Origin of the sequence: Rhodococcus opacus (genome assembly GCF_012396235.1) — a bacterium.
GTDB classification, from domain to species: domain Bacteria; phylum Actinomycetota; class Actinomycetes; order Mycobacteriales; family Mycobacteriaceae; genus Rhodococcus_F; species Rhodococcus_F opacus.
In genome coordinates, this window is the sequence record NZ_JAAXPA010000010.1 from 91574 (window position 1) to 110963 (window position 19390).

A 19390-nucleotide genomic window follows, 5' to 3' on the forward strand; every position below is an offset into this window, starting at 1 on the left:
CACCACTCATGACCACAGCACGTGACATCATGCACACCGGTGCAACCTGCATCGGCGAACACGACACCCTCACCACCGCCGCGCAACGCATGCGGGAGTTGGACGTCGGGGCGCTGCCGATCTGCGGTGACGACGACCGCCTCCACGGCATCATCACCGACCGGGACATCGTCCTCAAATGCGTTGCCGCCGGCACAGATCCCAACACGATGACCGCGGGTGATCTCGCACAGGGCAGCACCTACCACGTCGATTCCAGCGCGAGCGTCGAACAGGTCGTCACCGTGATGGAAGAACACCAGATCCGCCGCCTGCCCGTCCTCGACGAGCACCGGCTCGTCGGCATGATCAGTGAAGCCGACATCGCCCGGCACCTGCCCGAACACGCCGTCGGCGCATTCGTCGAAGCCATCTGCGCCCCGAAAGCCCTCCCGAGTCAATGAACCCGTGGCGGGGAGGCCCGTGCGGGCCCTCCCCGCCGCCCAGTAGGAGTTGAGAACAATGTCGTCCTCGACACACATCCCGATCCACACCCATCCGGACATCGTCGCGTTGCGCCAACGCTACGACCAGGCGGCCGAACAGCCCACCGCCCAGGTCGCCGACGGGCTGATGTTGCTGTCCGGACTGTACGGCGCGGCGTCCGCCTGGATCATCGGCTTCGCCGACCAGAGTTCGATCACCATGTCGAACCTGATCGCCGGTCTCGCGGTCGCGCTGTTGGCGGCCGCGTTCGGGTCGGCCTACGGCCGCACCCACGGCATGACCTTTGTCGCGCCGGTGCTCGGGATCTGGTTGGTCGTATCCCCCTGGCTCGTCACCGGTGTGACCACCGGCACCGCGATGATCTGGTCCAACGTTGTCGTCGGGGCGGTGGTGTGTGTACTGGGCCTGGCCGCCATCGCGGTGGGAACCGACCTTTTGCGGCGATCATCATGACCAGCGGCCCTGCGCGGTCGTTCCCCCGACGCGCGAACACGGAGTCGTCCACTGGTTCAACCCTGAGCAGGGGTTCGGTCTCATCACCCCCGATGACGGCGGCGCGGCCGTCTTCGTGCACTTCTCGGCGATCGCCGGAAACGGCTTCGGCACCCTCCACGACGGTGAGGTGGTGGCCTACGAGATCGACGGAATCACGACGAACCAACCGCAAGCCCGCAACGTGCACGCCCTCGGGGTGCAGTCCCGCCACACTGCTTGATCAACGAGGTTGAAGTCGAGCACGGCACCGCCCATCGCGCACATGCGTGGCGGCGGAGACGATGACGGGGGACGTCGCAGCCGGCCGAATCGTGAGGAAGACTCATGCTTGCACACGAACAGGCCCCGATCGTGGTCACCGTGGACCAACCACCCATCGGGCGCGACGCCGCGCTGTGGTCCGCCGCCCTGGCCGAACGCCTGCACTGCCCGCTGCGGATCGTCCACATCGTTCAGGCCACCGACCACAGGTGGGCGGACATCGCCCACCACCCGGATGCGGGCCCACCGTATACGAGCGCTGTCGGGGTCGTCGACGATGCGATCGCGGTCGTGCACCGCCGATTCCCCGATCTCGACGTCAGCGGTGCGCTGATCGAGGAAGTCACCAGCACACCGATCGACCCGTCCACCACGCGAGCACTGGCCACCGCAGGACAGGGTGCGCGGATGGTGGTACTCGGGCACCCCGACGCCGGAAACACCGACGTCCTGGCAGCAACCTCGCGGGCCGCCAACGTCACCGAACACACCCCGTGCCCGATCACCATCTGGCGGGGGCAACCGGGACAGCTTCCCGACCAGCGGCCCGTGGTCCTCGGAGTCGACACCGACACCGACAGCGCCGAAGCCGCCCTGATGGCGTTCGAATACGCGGACGTGTTCGGCGCCCCACTGATCGCCGTACACTCCCAGCCCACCGCGCCGGCACCCGAGCAGGCCACAGGTCTGGACACCCTCGAGGGCATCCTGTCCGCGGCACGGGCGGCGTTCCCGGGCGTCGCCGTCACCGCATCCGTCGTGCCCGGCCCGCCCCGGGAGGCGTTGAGCGAACGCGCAGCGGGTGCACAACTGGTGGTCATCGGAACCCACGGGCGACGACCCACCGCAGCGGCTGGGACAGGTGACTCGGTGAGCCCGTACCTGTTCCACCACAGCCGGTGCCCGACGATGGTCTGCCCACCCCGGCCGCCACCGGATGAACCCGGCCGGGCGCGCCGGCCGACCGCGCAAGCCAGGGCGGTGCCCGCGTCCGCGACCGACACCGCGATCCCCGGTGTCACCACCCGCGCGCTCGGCCCAGACGATTGTGACGCGGTCGTGCACCTGCACGAGCAGCTGTCCGACGAGGATGCCTATCTGCGTTTCTTCGCGCCGCGCCCGAAACACCTCGGCGAGTTCGCTTCCCAGATCTGCCGGCAGGACTACGCGCACCTGTCCCTCGGCGCCTTCGAAGACGATCACCTTGTCGGCGTCGCCAACTACGTCGTCACCGACACCACCCCCGGACACATCGGCGCCGAGATCGCACTCGCCGTCACCGGCCACGAACAACGGCACGGCATCGGCACACAGCTGGTGCGGCAATTGGGAACAGCCGCCTACCTCCACGGTGTGGCACACCTGACCGCGGAAATCCTCGCGGAGAACACCCTCATGCTCGCGATCATCACCGAACAGGGCTGGACCGACGCACTGCACCACGACGGAGCAACGGTGCACTTCGACCTCGAACTGATCTCACACCGGGAGTTGCACCCGCAGATCCCCGAAATGCCGCAGGACGGAAACGCAGGTCGAGTCATCCGGAAACGAAGCCTCTGAACGCGGAACCCGAATCGCAGTGGGCGACGGAGGTCAATTCCAAGGGCGAAGAGGCCGTCGGGTAGCCGCGGCTCTCTCACCGGCGTGACCGGCTAGGCCACCGGCCGAGCACCGACGGCCTTACGACGCTGCCGCACTCGCTTGTGGGTGTAGTCGGCGAGGAGCACTGCCGGAATGGCCAGGACCGCGACGACGAACCCTTCTGTGGGCGGCACCGTGTGCCCCAGAAGGTCCGCGACGGGAGTGACGAGCAGGAAGAACGCCAGTGCGCCGAGCTCGGCGAGGACCGCCCACAGCAGCAGTCGATTGGTCGTCCACCCCATCGCCCACGGCGGTCGGCTGGTGCTCCGGCACGCGAACGCGGTCCCGATCTGACCCAGCACCACTGCTGTGAACGCGGCCCCCGACGCGGCCAGTAATGCAGGGCCGGTGGGGAACTCGCCGCCCGGCCGCCACCCTGCCACCATGAGGGCAACGAGAAACGCCGTCATCTCCACCAACGCCTCGGTGGGACCGAGAACACCGAAGACCCTGGTGAACAACGACGTGTCCACCAGATGCCGGCGTTCCGGTGGCCGTTCGAGGACCCCCTTACTGGGCGCCTCGCCGCCTAATGCAAGGGCGGGTAGAAGGTCGGTTCCGATGTCGATGCACAGGATCTGCAGCACGCTCAATGCCAGCGGGAACAGGCCACCGGACAACCCCCACAAGGCGAATGGCGTCAACTCCGCCACGTTGTCGGTCAGATGGTAGGTGAGGAACCGGCGGATGTTGGCGTATGTGGCACGTCCCTGTTCGACTGCGGTCATGATGGTGGCGAAATCATCGTCGAGTAGCACGAGATCCGCGGCTTCGCGGGCGACGTCGGTTCCGCCCCGGCCCATCGCCACCCCGATGTCGGCCTGACGTAATGCCGGACCGTCGTTGACTCCGTCCCCGGTCATCGCCACGATGTGTCCACGGGCCTGCAGAGCCTTGGCGACGCGAAGTTTCTGTTCCGGGGACACCCGGCTGACGACTATCCCGTCGCGATCGAGGAGGGCGCCGAGGATCTGATCGTCCGCGGGCAGGTCCGCGCCCTGGACAACCATGTCGTCGGGGCCGAGCAGGCCGATCTCGCGGGCGATGGCGTGCGCCGTCGACGGATGATCGCCGGTCAGCATCGCGACTCGGATGCCGGCGCTGCGCGCCGCCGCAAGTGCCCGGGGCACGGTCGTGCGCGGCGGATCTTCCAAACCGAGCAACCCCAGCAACTCCAGATCGCGCTCGATGAGGTCGGGCGAGGCGTCGGGGCCGGGGTCGTCGAGTTCACGGCGGGCCACCGCAAGCACCCGTAGGCCTCGGGAGGCCATGTCCTCGACCGCGGAGTGGGCCTGGACGAGCAACGCCCTTCCGGCGGCGCAGCGGGGAAGCACAGCGTCGGGCGCTCCTTTGAGGAACAGCTGCCCGCGCACGATCACCGATTCACGCCGTCGTCGCGGGTCGAAACCGAAACGTCTGACCACCTCCTCTGCCGGCACCGGTGAATCCGGCGATAAGAGACGCGCCGCGAAGGCCGCGATCGCCGCCTCCATCGGATCACCGACCGGTTGCCACTCGCCGTCCTTGTGGACGACCCGTCCTTTCGAGGCCGCGACTCCGGCCCTCCCGGCTTCCGCGGCCCGAGCGATGGCCGACGGCGCGCCCGCCACCGAACCTGTCGGTTCGTATCCCTCGCCGTGGACCGACACGGACCCGTCCGCAGTCCACACTTCGACGACGTTCATCTGGTTCTGGGTGAGAGTCCCTGTCTTGTCGGTGCAGATGAAGGTGGTGGCGCCGAGTGTCTCGACGGCCTCGAGGTTCCGGACGAGTGCGTCACTGCGTGCCATGCGCTGGGCCCCCATCGCGAGGGACAGCGTCACGGTCGGGAGCAGGCCCTCCGGCACCAGCGCGACCGTGATGCCCACGGCGAAGAGGAAGGCATTCGTCCAGGAGATGCCCACGAGCAACGACACCGCGAAGAAGACGGCACCGACACCGACGGAGACGAACGCGAGCGTGCGTACGATTCGCTGGATCTCCTTGTCGAGCTGGCCGGGCGGACGACGGACGGAGGTGGTCAGCGCGGCGATCCCGGCGAGACGGGTACGGGCCCCGGTCGCCGTCACGACGCCCTCGGCCTCGCCCTCGACCACGAACGTGCCCGCGAGGACTGGGGTGCCCGTCGCCCGGAACACCGGCTCGCTCTCACCCGTGAGTGTCGACTCGTCGAACGAGCACCGCTCCGACACGACCAGGGTGAGATCCGCCGGGACCCGGTCCCCGCCACCGAGCGCGACCACGTCACCGACCACGAGATCGCGGGTGTGCACGGGGCTCAGTTCACCGTCGCGGCGCACGACGATCGAGGTCGGGAGCAGCTCCCCGAGCTTGTCGGCGGCTTTTTCGGCCCGCTCCTGCTGAGCGAAGGCGAACAGTCCGTTGACGACGATCACCACGACGATGGCGATGCCGAGTTCGGGCATTCCCGCTACGAGGGCGAGAACGGCCGCGAACCACAACAACAGCGCGAAGAAATGTGTCAACTGCGCGAACAGCCTTCGCCACCAGGGCACTCGGCTCGGTGCGGGGAGCTGATTCGGGCCGTCCCGGCGCAGGCGCGCGGCCGCTTCGGAACTACTCAGGCCACTGCGGGTGGCCGTCTGTGCTGTGCGGTCGCCGTCCACGCCGCCTCCTCGGCTCGGTTGGTCGTGTTCTCCCGAAACTGCTCCGTGGTGCGAAGGGTCAAGCGCCTGCCCAGGCAAACTGCTTGCCGATCGCCCCCACGGCAGGAGGTCCCGGATTACGCGGATCATCGAGTCCCCACCATCGTCGCCGCTGCTGTGATGGCGCCGTAGGGGAGAAGGTCCTCACCTTGGCGGGCTGCTCGAGGAGTGAGGGCGGGGACGCGGACCGGCGGAGCGTAGTGCCGTCATGTGTCGGTGGTGAACCGTCCGTTGGTCTGTTCCGGGGCGAGGTGATGATCTGCTGCCCGCCACGTTCAGTCGAGTCCGCCGCCGTTGCCGGGGGTCGTCGGGTGGTGGCGGAGGGGAAGTCCGAGCGCGGTCCGGTCGCACACCCGCACGAGGTCGGTGGCCGTGACGATACCCGTCAGGCGCTGCCCACCGTCGACGACTGCGATCAGATCCAGACCCGGTCGGAGCAGTACCGCCGTGGCCACGTCCGCCAGCAGGGCATCACTCGTCACGATGTCGGCGTCGGGCAGGGGCCGGGCGAGTGATCCGATGGTTGTCCGGCTTCGCGCCGCCGGGGCTGTCCGGGCCAGGTCACTCAGGGTGATCACTCCGATGGGGTGTATGTTCGGGTCGACGACCGGGAAGAGCCGGTGGTGGGACGACGATGCCGCGGTGGCGAGGAATCCTTCGACGGTGTCGCCCGCGGCCGCGGCGAGGGGAGTGGGTGTCATCGCGTCGGCTACGTGAAGGTCCCCGAGTCGGTGCCGTGCCGATGCGGTCATCAGTTCCACATTCGCCGCCGTGCGGAGAAACCACCCGAGCAGCATCAACCACAGCCCGCCCACGCTTCCGAGCAGTATTGCCTGTGCTCCGCCGAGCAGGATCAGCGCCAGTCCGAGGGTCCGTCCGCTCCGGGCCGCGGACGTGGTGGCAGCCAGTCGGTCGCCGCTGCGACGCCACAGGACGGCACGGAGCACCCGGCCGCCGTCCAAGGGTGCGCCGGGCAGCAGATTGAATATCGCGAGGATCAGGTTCGCCGTCCCGAGCCAGATGAGGCCAGCGGTCACGAGCGGACCGGTGAACTGTTCGACCGAGAAGGCCACGACGAGGGACGTCACACCGATGAGCAGGCTGGTGATCGGTCCGGCGAGGGCTATGTGGAGATCTGCCTGCGGATCGGGTGGTTCGTCGCGCAACTCGGACATCCCGCCGAGCAACCACAGGGTCACCCGGTCGACGGAGACGCCGTGGCGGCGTGCGACCACGGAGTGAGCGAATTCGTGTGCGACGAGAGTCAGGATGAACAGTGCCGCGGTCACCGTGCCGATGATCCAGTAATGCGACGTGGGCCGCCCGGCGAGCTGCATGGGCAATACCGACAGCGACAGCAGCGAAGCCAGCAGCGCCAGTGTCGCGATGAGCGACCAGTGCACCGAGATCCGGATGCCGGCTATCCGGCCGACGGGAATCGCTCCGCGCAACATCGGGGGACCTCCTGCTGGAAGCCGTGGTCGCCGGACGCGACCCGAACCGTTCCATTCCACCCCGGACCGGATCCGCACGGCAGGGCCATTGGTCACGTTCGCCGGGACTGCAACCGGCGCGCGGTCGATTCGGTCTCCGCACCGAGTTCGGTCAGCAGTAGGTCGCCCGAACGTTACTTCAGCGTGTCGTGTGTGTAGAAGGGATATCGGCCCGTCTAGCTGATTCCCGACAGAAGACGTCGCGGAATCTGGGCCGCACATCTCACGGTGGTGCGCCGTGACGTTGTTTCGCAAGAAACGGGTTCAGCTCATCGAGTGGGTAGGCATTGATGATTTCGGTGGGGGAGGCCCAGCCTCGTTGTGCTGTCGCCACGCCGAACCGCATGTTGTCCAGGTGCGGGACCGCATGGGCGTCGGTGGAGACCGCGAATCGCACGCGGAAGTGGCGCGCTCGCCGAACCAGATCACCGCTGAGATCGAGGCGGTCGGGAGACGCATTGATCTCCAACGCCGTGCCGGTGCGGGCTGCCGCGCAGAATATCGCATCCAGGTCGATATCGATGGGTGCCCGGGTCCCGATGAGGCGGGCGGTGGGATGGCCGATCACATTGACGCACGGATGTTCGATGGCGCGCAGTACTCGGGCGGTCATCTCGTCGCGCGACTGGCGGAACTGGGAATGCACCGAGGCCACGACGATGTCGAATGTGGACAGAAACTCGTCGTCCCAGTCGAGGGACCCGTCGGGCTGAATGTTCAGTTCGGTGCCGTGCAGCAGCTGGATCCCCGTGCGGCGTTCCAGTTCCCGGATCCGTTGCCGCTGCGCCAAGGCCTTCGCGGTGGTCATGCGCTGCATGTAGAGCAGCGGTGCGTGGTCGGTGATTGCGTAGTATTCGTACCCGCGGGCCTTTGCCGCCGCCACCATATCCTCGAGCGTGGCCACCCCATCGGTCAGATCGGTGTGGGTGTGCAGGTCGCCACGAATGTCGTTCAGCTCCAACACTTCCGGCAGTCTTTCGTTGCAGGCGGCCTCCACCTCGCCGGCGCCTTCCCGTAGAGTCGGCGGAATCCACGGCATCCCCAGCTCGGCATAGACCACTTCTTCGGTCTCGGCCGCGACGAGCCTTCCGGTTTCGATGTCGAACAACCCGTACTCGGACAGCTTCATCCCACGCCGTCCGGCCAGCTCACGGACCTGGATGTTGTGCGCCTTGGAACCGGTGAAGTACATCAGTGCGGCACCCCATACCGAGGGATCGACGACGCGGACGTCGACCTGCATCCCGGTCGTGGTGATCACCGATGTTCTGGTCGGGCCGTGAACGAGCACCCGGGCGACCAGCGGCAGTCCGACGACAGCTGTCATGATCGGCTCCGAGTCCTGCGCGGCTACCAGTAGATCGATATCCCCGACGGTGTCTCGCATCCGCCGCAGCGATCCGGCGTACGCGGCGCGGCGCACCTGTGGTATCCGCGAAATGCTGTCCAGCAGCTGCGTTGCGAGTCCCAGCGCGAAGGCCAGCTGTACCCGGCCGCCCGCCGAATGTGCGGCGCGCAGAGATTCGGCGAGGTTCTCCTCACTCTTGGCACCCCAGCCGCGAAGCTCACGCAAAACGTGGCCGTGCAGGGCCTGCAGCAGCCCCTCGATAGAGGTGATGCCAAGTTCTTCGTAGACTTGATGCGCCCGCTTCGGACCCAGCCCAGGAACTGTGAGCAGTGTGCGCAGCCCTTCCGGCACCCGGGATCGCAGGTCCACCAATTCCGTGACCGAGCCGGTGTCGAGAAATTCGCGGACCTTGCGGGCGATGTGACTGCCCACGTTCGGAATCTTCTCGAGCGCCTTCGCATCCATCGCCGCGATCTCGGCCGGATGCCCAGCGACTGTGCGCGCGGCCTTCTCGTAGGCCCGAACCTTGAACGGTGCTCTGCCGGAGATCGCGAGTAGCTCGGAGTACTCCTGCAGCATTCCCGCGACTGCGTCGTTGGATCGCGGCATCTGCGCACCTCCCTTGCCCTCCATGCCCACCATCGGCCAGGTGGATGCTGGCTTCAAGTGACTTATGGCCTCGATCCGGACGCCGTACGGCCCCTGTATCGCACACGCGTCCGCGCGAGACTGAGGCAATGAGCGAGCCCCGTCCCGGGGGCCGCCGCGACCGGGTGACCGATCTCGGACAGCGGCAGTTCAGCCCGGCCGCAGCAGCAGTGCTGAGCGAGCGGTACCTTCGCCGCGACGAGCACGGCAGGATCGTGGAGTCACCCGAAGAGATGTTCGATCGAGTCGCGACCTTCGTTGCGGGCGTCGAAGATGGTTTCCAACCCGGGTCCTCCACGCAGTGGGCGCCGCAGTTCTCCTCTCTGCTGCGTAGCCTCGAATTCCTGCCGAATTCACCCACACTGATGAACGCCGGCACCAGGCTCGGCGTTCTCTCGGGTTGTTTCGTGCTCCCCCTCGAGGATTCGCTGCCCTCGATTTTCCGAACGCTCGGACAGACCGCCCTCTTGCATCAGGCTGGCGCCGGTACGGGCTACACCTTCGGCCATTTACGTCCCGCGGGCGACCTTGTCGCGAGCACCGGCGGCACAGCCAGCGGCCCGTTGTCGTTCCTCCGCCTGTTCGACACCGCGGCGGACGTCATTCAGCAGGGTGGCCGTAGACGGGGCGCATCCATCGCGGTACTGGACGTCTCCCATCCCGATGTCTTCGACTTCGCCGCCGCCAAGGAGGCGACCACCGGCGATCTGCGTCACTTCAATCTCTCGGTCGCCGTCACCGACGCCTTCCTGCGAGCAGTCACGCACAACCGGACGCACCGGTTGGTCAATCCGCGCACGGAGCGAACTGTCGCGGAGGTGCCGGCCGCCGACCTCTTCGACACGATCTGCACAGCGGCCCACCGCAGCGGCGATCCCGGCTTGCTGTTCCTCGACACGGTCAACCGTGCCAATCCGCTGCGAGAGCGCATCGAAGCGACCAACCCGTGCGGGGAGGTCCCATTGCTGCCGTATGAATCGTGCAACCTCGGTTCGGTGAATCTCGCCCTGCTTACCCGGGACGGTGAGGTCGACTGGGACCGGTTGGCTGAAGTCGTGCGGTTGGCGGTGCGGTTCCTCGACGATGTCATCGACGTCAGCCGCTATCCGTTCCCCGAACTCGCCGACGCAGCGCAGGCAACCCGCAAGATCGGGCTCGGCGTGATGGGCCTCGCGGATCTGCTCGCCGACCTCGGCATTCCCTACGACAGCGAACCGGGTGTACGCCTCGCGGGGCGGATCGCGCAACACATCCAGCACATCGCGCATGCTGAGTCGGCCGCCCTTGCCGTCACGCGCGGACGGTATCCGCGGGCCGCCGACAGCAGGTTTGCCAGTACCCGCCACCTACGCAACGCGCAGGTCACCTCGGTCGCTCCGACCGGCACCCTTTCACTGATCGCCGGAACGTCCTCCGGAATCGAGCCGTTGTTCGCCCTCGCCTACGAGCGCAGAGTTCTCGGTCGTCGCGTTCTGGAGATCAACCGGGGTTTCGAGCGCCTCGCCCGTGAACGCGGCTGCTACAGCGATGAACTGATTGCCGACATCGCACACAGGGGAGGCGTGCGCGGCAATCGCCACGTTCCCGAGGACCTGCGGGCCGCCTTCCCCACGGCGCTCGAGATCGCACCTGAATGGCACTTGCGGGTGCAGGCGGCGGTTCAGCGCCACGTGGACGCCGCCGTGTCGAAAACGGTGAACCTGCCCGAGTCTGCCACGGCCACTGACATCCGCGACCTCTACTTGACCGCATGGCGATATTCGCTGAAAGGCATCACCGTCTACCGCTACGGCAGCAAAGAGGACCAGGCCCTGTCATTCGCCACGCACGAACCAGGGCTCTCGCGGACGGACATCGGCTCCACCGGAGGTTGCGCCGGCTGTGCCTGCGAGTTCTGAACAGTGCCCTCCAGAAACACAGTGCCTCCAGAAACACAGTGCCTCCAGAAACACAGTGCCTCCAGAAACACAGTGCCTCCAGAAACCGGACACTATGAGACGGACGATCCCACCGGATTGAGGCCGAGCGGCGAATCTGCCACTCGCGCACCTCCGAGGCGGGGTCAGAGGGCGAAGGGGTAGGTCTCGGGCCGCTCGCCCTCGACCCACAGACTCGTGTACTCGAGGGGTTCGAGAGCGTGGGTGGTGTCGATGTGGATCACCGCATCGAACTGGTCGGACAGCCTGGTGTGGAAGTAGTGACTCTGTCTCTCGGTCTCGGGCAGGTAGATCACGCCGATCGCCCGTTCCAGGCGTGCGGCCCGCAGGGTGTCGGCGACCGACCCGTCCTGAGTCCGGATGAGGAATGACGACTTGCCGACCTCATGGAACAGTTCCTCGACGCTGCTGGGCAAGGCGGCGCGGACCACCTTGCGTGCGGCCGGCCCACCCCACTCGCCGGCGGCGGTGACAGTCCCCGAGTAGGTGCTGAAGCCGATCAGTCGGCAGGCGTCGCGGTAGCGTTCGCGGACCAGCTGTCCGACCGTGAGCTCGCCCTGGGTGCCGACCTCGGTGGCACGGGCATCGCCGACGTGCGAGTTGTGGGCCCACACCACGACGCGGGCGGGGCTCTTCGATCCTCGGTCGAGGTGCGCGATCAGCGCGTCGAGGGTGTCGGCCATGTGACGGTCACGGAGGTTCCACGACGCGACCCGGCCCCGGAACATGGTGCGGTAGTACTCCTCGGCATCGCGCACGCTCCAGGCGTTGCGTTCGGCGTAGAACTGGTCGTCCTCCGCTGTCGCGCCGTCGCCACGTAGATAGTCGACCGCGTGGCGTTGAAGGTCCATCAACTGCTCGACCACCTCGGTCTCGCAGGATTCGCCGGCACCGAATGCCGCGGCGTAACCGTAGGCCTGACCGTCCTCCCCGGAGACGTGGTCGAAGCAGGAATACCGCGCCCGAGCGCGGCGTGCCGCCTCCGGATCGACACGATCGAGGTAGTCGACGACCTCATGCATGGACCGGTGCAGGCTGTAGAGGTCGAGTCCGTAAAACCCCGCCTGACGGTCCCGACCCGGCGCGCAGCCGTCGTTGTGTTCGCGTAGCCAGGCCACGAAATCGCGGACCTCGGTGTTGCGCCACATCCAGGCGGGGAACCGTTCGAATCCGCGTAGTGATTCCTCCGCCGATGTGTCCGGGCCCTGCCCGCGCACGTACCGGTTGACCCGGTAGGCATCGGGCCAGTCGGCTTCTGCGGCGACGGCGGTGAATCCCTTGTCTTCGATCAGGATTCGGGTCATCTCGGCACGGGCGGCGTAGAACTCCCGAGTACCGTGGGAACTCTCCCCGATCAGGACTACACGTGCATCACCGACGAGGTCGAGCAGGTCGACGCGAGAGGGGATACCATTCGGTGCATCCCTGCATGCGAGCCGAACGATGCCTGCTGCGGAGGTGAATTCGAGTATCCGGGCATCTCGGGTTCCTTGTCGGCGAGTCGAGGTGGCCAGGAGTCTGCGGACTTCCTCGTCCGTCACCTGACTGAAGTTCCAGAACGAGACACCGACCGCCCGGAAGGGGAAAGGCATGGTTGCGCATACGACGTCGTCGACCATCGCTCCCAATGTGCGGCACGTCGATTCCGGCGCGGCGGGCACCGCGACGACGATCTGAGCCGGCTCTTGCTGCCGCAGCGATTCGATTGCGGCAAACATGCTGGCCCCGGTGGCCAGACCGTCGTCGACGAGTATCACGATCTTGCCCGTGACATCGAGCGGCGGCCGATTGCCGCGATATGCCGCTTCTCGCCGCACCAGCTCACGACCCTCCCGGTCCACGACCTCGCGCAGCTGCTGCGGGGTGATGGCGAGATCGCGCAGCAGATCGTCGTTGAGAACGACCGCCCCACCGCTCGCGATCGCCCCACCGCTCGCGAGCGCACCCATGGCGAACTCGTCGTGGCCGGGCACCCCGAGCTTGCGGACGACGAAGGTGTCGAGCGGCGCATCGAGCGCGGCCGCGACCTCCCAGGCGACGGGGACCCCTCCGCGGGCGAGGCCGAGCACGACGACGCGAGGGTTCGACCGGTACGCCTCGAGCAGCTCACCCAGTACCCGCCCTGCTTCGCGGCGGTCCTGGAACACGTGTTCGGGCCTGCCTTCAGGAGTTTCCGTGGAACTGCTCATCGGGTCCTCACTCCTCAATACTTCGTCTGAGTCTTGAACATGGGTGACTCTTCGATCGTGGCTTTCACGGCTTCGGCGGCGACAGGGCCGAAGGGCACCAGCGGTAGCACGGGATCACCGAGCCGGGCCCCGGCGAACTACACCAGTCACTGGCGTCGTGGGGCCCGCCGATCATCCCAACTCCGGAAGACTTGTTCACCAGCCACAAGTGCTGCACTCCTCGAATCATGGCGGCTTCGCCGGTCGTTTTCGCCCCTGGCGCGCGGAGCCCTCGCGTAGTCGCGGTGGGAGTCGACCAGACGGGGGACTGTCAGGAAATCGGTTGAACTGGATCTGGCCGACACGCCGAGCTAGCTTGGCGAGAAGGGAAGGCGATGACCGAAACACTCGATCCCATGGATCAGCTGAAGATTGACCATCAGCAATTGGCTCAGCAACTGCTCGCGCAGGCAAAAGCCGAAGGTGGGGAGCTGGTTGGCCCGAACGGACTGCTCAACCAGCTCACAGCGAACGTTCTGGAACCCGCGCTCGACGCCGAGATGGATGAACACCTCGGATACGAGAAACACCATGTCAAGGGGAGAAATGCAGGGAACTCCCGCAACGGGCGACGAGCGAAAACGGTGCTCACGGAGATCGGCCCGGTCGAGATCGAGGTCCCGCGAGACACCGACGCCTCCTTCGATCCCCAGATCGTCAAGAAGCGGCAGCGAGGCCTGACCGGCGTCGACGAAATCATTTCGTCCCCCCCTGCGAGAGGCCTGACCACAGGCGAATCGCAGCACACTTCGACGACGTCTACGGCGCATCGGTCGCGAAGGAGACGATCAGCAAGGTTCCCCCCGAGCACTGCGTGCAGGGAGGTGCCCCCACCGACGAGGTCCTCACGGAGATGACCGAATGGTCCGTCCGCCCCCTGGGCCCGGCGTATCCGGTGCCAAGTTCTGGATCGCCGTCCTGACGGAAATCCTTGGGCCGCGGCGTCGCCGACGTGTGCATCGCCGTCTGGGACGGGCTCAAGGGGCTGCCCGAAGCGATCACGACCGAGTGGCCACTGACGGTGGTGCAGACCTGCCTTATTCATCTGCTGCGCAACGCCTTCCGGTACGCGTCCCGTCAGTACTGGGACGAGAAGTCACGCGACCTGCGGCCGATCTCTCCCCCGAGCACTGCGTGCAGGGAGGTGCCCCCACCGCAGTCAACGAACCAGCGGCCAAGGAACAGTTCACCGAGTTCGCCAGCAAGTGGGGACCGAGGTATCCGGCGATCGTCCGACTGTGGGACAACGCGTGGAGCGAGAACGCGGCTGTTCCTCGACTGCGACCCCGAGATCCGCCGGGTCATCTGTTCGACGGATGTAATCGTCAAGTCTCCACTCGTTCAGCAGGACCGTTCATTACCTCCTTTCCGCGGTCGGTTCAGAGCAGCTGTGTGGGCGGCCCCAGGTCCGTGGTCAGGGCTGGCCGCAGGCCACCGCGCAGCGGTGTGCCTTGACCTCGGAGTCAGCCACCCTATGATCCGTTGGATCGACCCCGGAAGGCTGCGGTCGCGTTGTGATTCGGCCGCCGCGGCTGCCATCCTGCGATAAGTGTTTCGTAGGCGCGTTCGGCAACCTCGATCACTTCTCGCTCGTGCCGGCGCAACTGTTTGTCGTTGTAGTCGTAGCCGGGACCCCGGCGGGCGTGCGCGCGGAGCGCCGGCGGTGAGGGCAAGCTTGCGCTCGACAAACCGACCACCGCATCGACTCCGGGGATGGTCATCAAGTGGCGCACCACCGGATCGGCGAGCGCCTCGATCGCCAACTCGCGGTCTGCGGTGGCGAGTTCGCTGCCGAGAAAGTCCAGCTGCCGCAACAGCGCTCCGATTGCGTGATGCTCGTCCTCGGGCAGCTCCTGACGGAACAGCCACCGGCGCCCGGCGGCGCCGAACAGATCGCTGACCGGTGGGCGCGGCATCAGATTGCGGTGCAAAATCGCCTGCAAGCCCGGCGGATGGTCGATGATCGCGTTCGCCCGATCGGTGGCCGTCGCGCAGGCCTCGCATACCGGGCGGAGTTTGCGGTCGCGGATCTGACGGGTCAGCGTGGGATACGACAACCGGTACCCGAGCTCTTCGAGCTCGTCGCACAGGGTGCGAGCCCACAGGTGCGGATCCTCGGCCAGCCGGCAGGTGACGTACTCGACGAACGGCCCGAACGGGTCCTCACGTGGGGGTTTGCGGACGCCGGGCGTGGTGACGCCGTCGATGTAGTTGCGGATGGTGCGACGGTTGCGTCCGGTGTGTCGGGCGATCGCCGAGATCGTCCAACCCTGCTTGTGCAGTGCGTGTACTTCCACGTCTTCCGCCCCTGTCAACATGAGATGCGGGTCTCCTTCGCGGGCGCTGGTGCGTGGTCCGAGACCACCAGCATCGAAGGAGACCCGCCCTCATCGGCGGAGCCACACGGGTGAGCACTCTCGGTAAGCAGAACTGAGAATTTTCAGCGAGCGCCATCAAGCTCAGAATTTCGGGATGCGAGGTGCGCGTGCACCCAGCTTTGAGCACTCAGAAAGTGTCCGAGACACGCGAAGTATCTCGGTTCTCAGGTGCAGTCTCGGCAGATCCGCTGCTCGCTGTCGACGAGGCGGCTGCGGTGGTGGACCAGGAAGCAAGTGGTGCAGGTGAATTCGTCCGTCTGCCTGGGGATGACGCGGACGGCTAGTTCTTCGCCGGACAGGTCGGCGCCGGGCAGTTCGAAGGACTCTGCGGTGTCGGTGTCCTCGACGTCCACCGCGGGGGACTGGGTGTCCTTCCGGCTGGCGGTCAGCTGTTCGAGGGACGTGTCCGTTGACTCGTCGGATTCGGTGACTCGTGGTGCGTCGTAGTCGGTGGCCATGACTGTTCTACCTTCACGCTCTGGGTGTTCGGATCCGCCAGGTTAAAGGGTCCGGCGGCGCGCCACACTCGCGGGGTCGGGCCGGGAGGCGGGTGCGTCGGGTGAGGCGGGCACGTTCGTTCTCGGACAACCCACCCCAGATGCCATAAGCCTCGGTGGCGGTGAGGGCATGGGCGCGGCAGTCGGCGAGCACGGGGCAGTTGTGACAGACCTGTTTGGCGGCGTGCTCACGCTGGGCGCGGACGTTGCCGCGTTCACCGTCGGGGGAGAAGAACATTTCGGTGTCGGTGCCGCGGCAGGAGGCGCGGTGTTGCCAGTCCCGGTCGCGGGGGTGGTGGAAATGATGAGGCACAGCGGAATGGTCGCTTTCGGAGTGGAGCAGTGAGCCGATCCGTCGGCAAGGGCGGCGCGGCGCGTGGGTGTGGCCGGCGGGCCTGGGCTTGTTGCCGAGGGTGTGTGCAGGGCAGGCCGATGTGGCGGCGTGGGTGGGATGGACCTCCTTGGAAGCAACCGGGTCGGACCGGGCGCGTACTGCCGTGCAGTCTGAAAGTGTTGTGCGACATGACCCCTCGACACATCGCGGTTTCACTCCTGATGCCCGAGAGTCAGCAGTCGGGTAGCGGCAGCGACAGGCCGGGTTCCGGGACTGTAAACGGTGCGGCACCACGTCCACAGGGCGTGTCGGTGCGTTGATGCCTGGTCTCGACATCGGTGGGACCGGGACGAACCCGGAGGATCCACCCTTGCAGCCTCTCGAGAGGTGGTAAAGGGTGTGCTAACGATGGTAGCGACCCGGCGCTCGATGCTGAAGGGAATCGCTCGAAAGTAACTGGCATCACATCTGCAGTCTCGTCGCGAGCATCGAGGTGACCGGCTCGGTCGGCAGTTCGGCGCTTCTCCGACGTTGTCCGAGACGGCCACGACGCGGGCGGTGCCCGGGTCGCGGGACGGCAGAGCCTGACGGTACGTCCCTGCGGCCTTCCCGTAGCGGGGGATCGCGACGAGGGTGCCACCATCGCTGATGGACACACCGACCCGGTCTCGACCTGGGCGATGGGGGGAGGGTGAGCGCCGACGTCCCCAACCCACAGGGTTCCTGGACAGGGGAGTGGCGGCCCCGTCGCCCAGGGGAGGTCCGGCGTGCGAGTGCGGTCGGTCGACGCGGGTGGCGGAGAACGTAACACTATTGCGTGTGAATCAGATCACATGTGTGCGTGGTTGCTGACAACACCTACGCGGCCGCTCACGGCGGCGCCCCCCAAGAAACAGCGACGAAGGCAGACTTCTCATGGCAACACCCACGAACCCGACGATCTCCGTGTCCACGCCCCGCACGCTGCGGCGGCCCAGCACGATGAGCACCGCCGAAATCAAGGCGAGAATCGAAGCCATGTATGCCCAGGATCGCCGACCTGGCACTCGCACTGCTCGCTGACACACCGCTGGTGGGCCACGGAACTGAAACACCACCTCTACACCTCGACACCTCGACACCTCGATGGGACAGCCAGGATGGAATCGGCAGCGACGGACGCTCGCCTTTTGCTCATGGTGATCGAACGTGCCCAGAACCTGGTCGCCGTCTCCGACTACGACAGCGGTCGCCTGCGCTATCTCAACCCCGCTGGGAGGCACCTGATGGGGTTGGCCGACGAGGCCGCGGTCGGGGCGCGCAGGGCGCCGGAGTTCTTCACCGATGTCGGGGTGGTGCAGGCCCCGGAGATGGAAGCGGCCCTGCTCGAGCGGGGCCTGTGGGACGGCAGGTCGGAGTTCCGGCATTTTCTGACCGGGGAACCGATCCCGGTGACCGTGTCGATCTTCGTGGTCGAGCACACCGACGACCATCGCCCGGCGGTGATCGCCTGCATCGCCCAGGACCTGAGGACGGCGCAGGAGCACGAACAACGCCTGCACACGGCGATGGAGGCGGCGGCGTACCGGGCCCGCGAACAACAAGCTCTTGCCGAGCTGAGTCGGCTCGCCGTGGACGGTGACCTCGACGACGTACTCGCGGGCGCGGCGGACGCGGCGGCTGCGTTGATGGGTGTCAACTGCGCCGCGGTGGCCCGGGCAGGCGACCCGGGCGGCGTATTGCGGGTGCTCGCCTACCGGGGGCAACCACCCGCCCCGCAGACCTTCGCCGCCGATTCCCAACTGGGATATGCGGCCGCGGTCAACGAGACCATCGTCTGCTCCGACCGGTACGGAGAGAACCGATTCTCCACCGCCGCCATGAAGACCGGCGGATTGCGGTCCGGGGTGTGCGTTCCCATCGGCCGCGCCGGGTCGGTGTGGGGTGTGTTGACCGCGTTGAGTGCTCGCCCCCGGGAGTATTCCGATCGGGAGGTGATGTTCCTGCGCTCGGTGGCCGCGGTGCTGGCGGCGGCGGTCCGGCGCATCGAGGCGGAGGAGGCGCTGCGGTATCAGAGCGTGCACGATGTGTTGACCGGGCTACCGAACCGGGCCCTGGCACATCGGCGGATCGATGCGGCATTGGAGGCGGCGCGCGGCAGCGAGTTCAGGGTTGCGGTGTTGCTGGTCGACCTCGACGGGTTCAAGATTCTCAACGACCGGCTCGGCCATGCGGTGGGCGATGACGCCCTGATCCAGTGGGCCGAACGGCTGGAGTCGGTGGTGCGTCCCGCTGACACCGTGGCCCGGATCGGGGGCGACGAATTTCTCATCGTGTGCCCGGAGATCGCCTCGGCCGAGGACGCCATCACGGTCGCGACCCGGGTCACCGAATTGCAGGTCGGCCCCGGTTCGGGCGGGCGCGGTCTTCGGTTCACCGCCAGCGTCGGCATCGCACTCGCCGGTCCGGACGGAACCCGAGAGTCGCTGATCCGGCGCGCGGACGCGGCGATGTATCAGGCCAAGGCCGCCGGGAGCGGGTACGCCGTGGCCCCCTGACCTGAATCCCATTGCCTCTGAGTCGATTCTGCGCTGACATCGGGGTGCTGAAGGAGGGTCTTGTCGTCAGCGTGGCGGCCCGCCGTGGGAACGAGGTACCCGCACCTTGCCGTCCGCCCGGTCGGTGCGGTCCGGCGGACGATCGGACTTGCCGATGCTGTGAATGGATATGGTCGATGTCGTTCTGCGGCGCGAAGGTCCCGGACTGAACGGCGAAGACCGCCCCGAACCGACCATTGATGTCCGTCCGAGGGCGGTTTAACCTGGAGATGCGGGCCGTATCCCGTCGGGTCGAGATTAGGCAGTCCGGGATACGACTCGCCGCGGGCTTTTCGAGGAAACCGTCGGCTCAGGGAGCGGTTCCGGTCGAGTGCCCGACCGGCTGGACCGGTGCCCGACCGCGGTCGTGACTCGGTCGGGGTTCTGCGGGTTGGCCAC

General features: G+C 66.8%; 12 protein-coding genes and 2 pseudogenes. 7 read left to right on the forward strand and 7 right to left on the reverse strand.

Translation table 11 applies throughout. The features are described 5' to 3' along the window. Positions 1 to 8: 8 nt before the first annotated feature. From HGB39_RS15710 to HGB39_RS15725, 4 genes are all read left to right on the forward strand, one after another. Positions 9 to 443, forward strand: a complete 435-nt coding sequence (locus HGB39_RS15710) for a CBS domain-containing protein (protein ID WP_005564923.1) — start codon at positions 9 to 11, stop codon at positions 441 to 443. Between the two features lie 58 nt (positions 444 to 501). Next, complete coding sequence (locus tag HGB39_RS15715) at positions 502 to 939, forward strand: SPW repeat protein (protein WP_005261611.1); 438 nt, start codon at positions 502 to 504, stop codon at positions 937 to 939. Then, entirely contained in the window at positions 881 to 1201 is a 321-nt protein-coding gene (locus HGB39_RS15720) for a cold-shock protein (RefSeq protein WP_100228409.1), read from the forward strand. The genes HGB39_RS15715 and HGB39_RS15720 overlap by 59 nt, the downstream gene beginning before the upstream one ends. 104 nt (positions 1202 to 1305) lie before the next feature. Beyond that, positions 1306 to 2805 carry a GNAT family N-acetyltransferase gene (locus tag HGB39_RS15725; protein WP_005261608.1) on the forward strand — a complete coding sequence of 500 codons (1500 nt, stop codon included), beginning with the start codon at positions 1306 to 1308 and terminating at the stop codon, positions 2803 to 2805. A gap of 92 nt (positions 2806 to 2897) precedes the next feature. Here HGB39_RS15725 and HGB39_RS15730 read toward each other — a convergent pair whose 3' ends face one another. The 3 genes from HGB39_RS15730 to polX form a co-directional block, all read right to left on the reverse strand. Beyond that, positions 2898 to 5513, reverse strand: a complete 2616-nt coding sequence (locus tag HGB39_RS15730) for a cation-translocating P-type ATPase (RefSeq protein WP_005261607.1) — start codon at positions 5511 to 5513, stop codon at positions 2898 to 2900. A gap of 314 nt (positions 5514 to 5827) precedes the next feature. Then, positions 5828 to 7006 (reverse strand): site-2 protease family protein, encoded by a 1179-nt coding sequence (locus HGB39_RS15735; RefSeq protein ID WP_005564921.1) that lies wholly within the window; start codon positions 7004 to 7006, stop codon positions 5828 to 5830. Between the two features lie 262 nt (positions 7007 to 7268). Beyond that, on the reverse strand, positions 7269 to 9002 hold the full coding sequence (polX, locus tag HGB39_RS15740) for a DNA polymerase/3'-5' exonuclease PolX (RefSeq protein WP_043788863.1): 1734 nt from the start codon (positions 9000 to 9002) through the stop codon (positions 7269 to 7271). 128 nt (positions 9003 to 9130) lie between these two features. On the opposite strand from polX, the gene HGB39_RS15745 reads away from it, so the two are divergent. Next, a complete protein-coding gene (locus HGB39_RS15745; protein WP_005564917.1) occupies positions 9131 to 10939 on the forward strand; it encodes an adenosylcobalamin-dependent ribonucleoside-diphosphate reductase in 1809 nt (602 codons plus the stop codon). A gap of 164 nt (positions 10940 to 11103) precedes the next feature. On the opposite strand, the gene HGB39_RS15750 is transcribed toward HGB39_RS15745, so the two are convergent. Then, positions 11104 to 13167 carry an erythromycin esterase family protein gene (locus HGB39_RS15750; RefSeq protein WP_043788860.1) on the reverse strand — a complete coding sequence of 688 codons (2064 nt, stop codon included), beginning with the start codon at positions 13165 to 13167 and terminating at the stop codon, positions 11104 to 11106. A gap of 374 nt (positions 13168 to 13541) precedes the next feature. On the opposite strand from HGB39_RS15750, the pseudogene HGB39_RS15755 reads away from it, so the two are divergent. Beyond that, positions 13542 to 14530: pseudogene (locus HGB39_RS15755) on the forward strand (transposase); the annotation flags it as partial. A gap of 571 nt (positions 14531 to 15101) precedes the next feature. Here the strand turns inward: HGB39_RS15755 and HGB39_RS15760 are convergent. The 3 genes and pseudogenes from HGB39_RS15760 to HGB39_RS15770 form a co-directional block, all read right to left on the reverse strand. Next, positions 15102 to 15524 (reverse strand): annotated as a pseudogene (locus HGB39_RS15760) (helix-turn-helix domain-containing protein); the annotation flags it as partial. Positions 15525 to 15748: 224 nt separating this feature from the next. After that, a complete protein-coding gene (locus HGB39_RS15765; protein WP_005564907.1) occupies positions 15749 to 16042 on the reverse strand; it encodes a DUF4193 domain-containing protein in 294 nt (97 codons plus the stop codon). 13 nt (positions 16043 to 16055) lie between these two features. Next, positions 16056 to 16394, reverse strand: coding sequence for a WhiB family transcriptional regulator (locus HGB39_RS15770; protein WP_081276543.1), 339 nt, complete (start codon positions 16392 to 16394; stop codon positions 16056 to 16058). A 1196-nt stretch (positions 16395 to 17590) separates the two neighbouring features. On the opposite strand from HGB39_RS15770, the gene HGB39_RS15775 reads away from it, so the two are divergent. Continuing rightward, the gene (locus tag HGB39_RS15775; protein ID WP_100229342.1) at positions 17591 to 18952 is read left to right on the forward strand and encodes a sensor domain-containing diguanylate cyclase; all 1362 of its coding nucleotides are present in this window, start codon (positions 17591 to 17593) and stop codon (positions 18950 to 18952) included. Positions 18953 to 19390 lie beyond the last annotated feature (438 nt).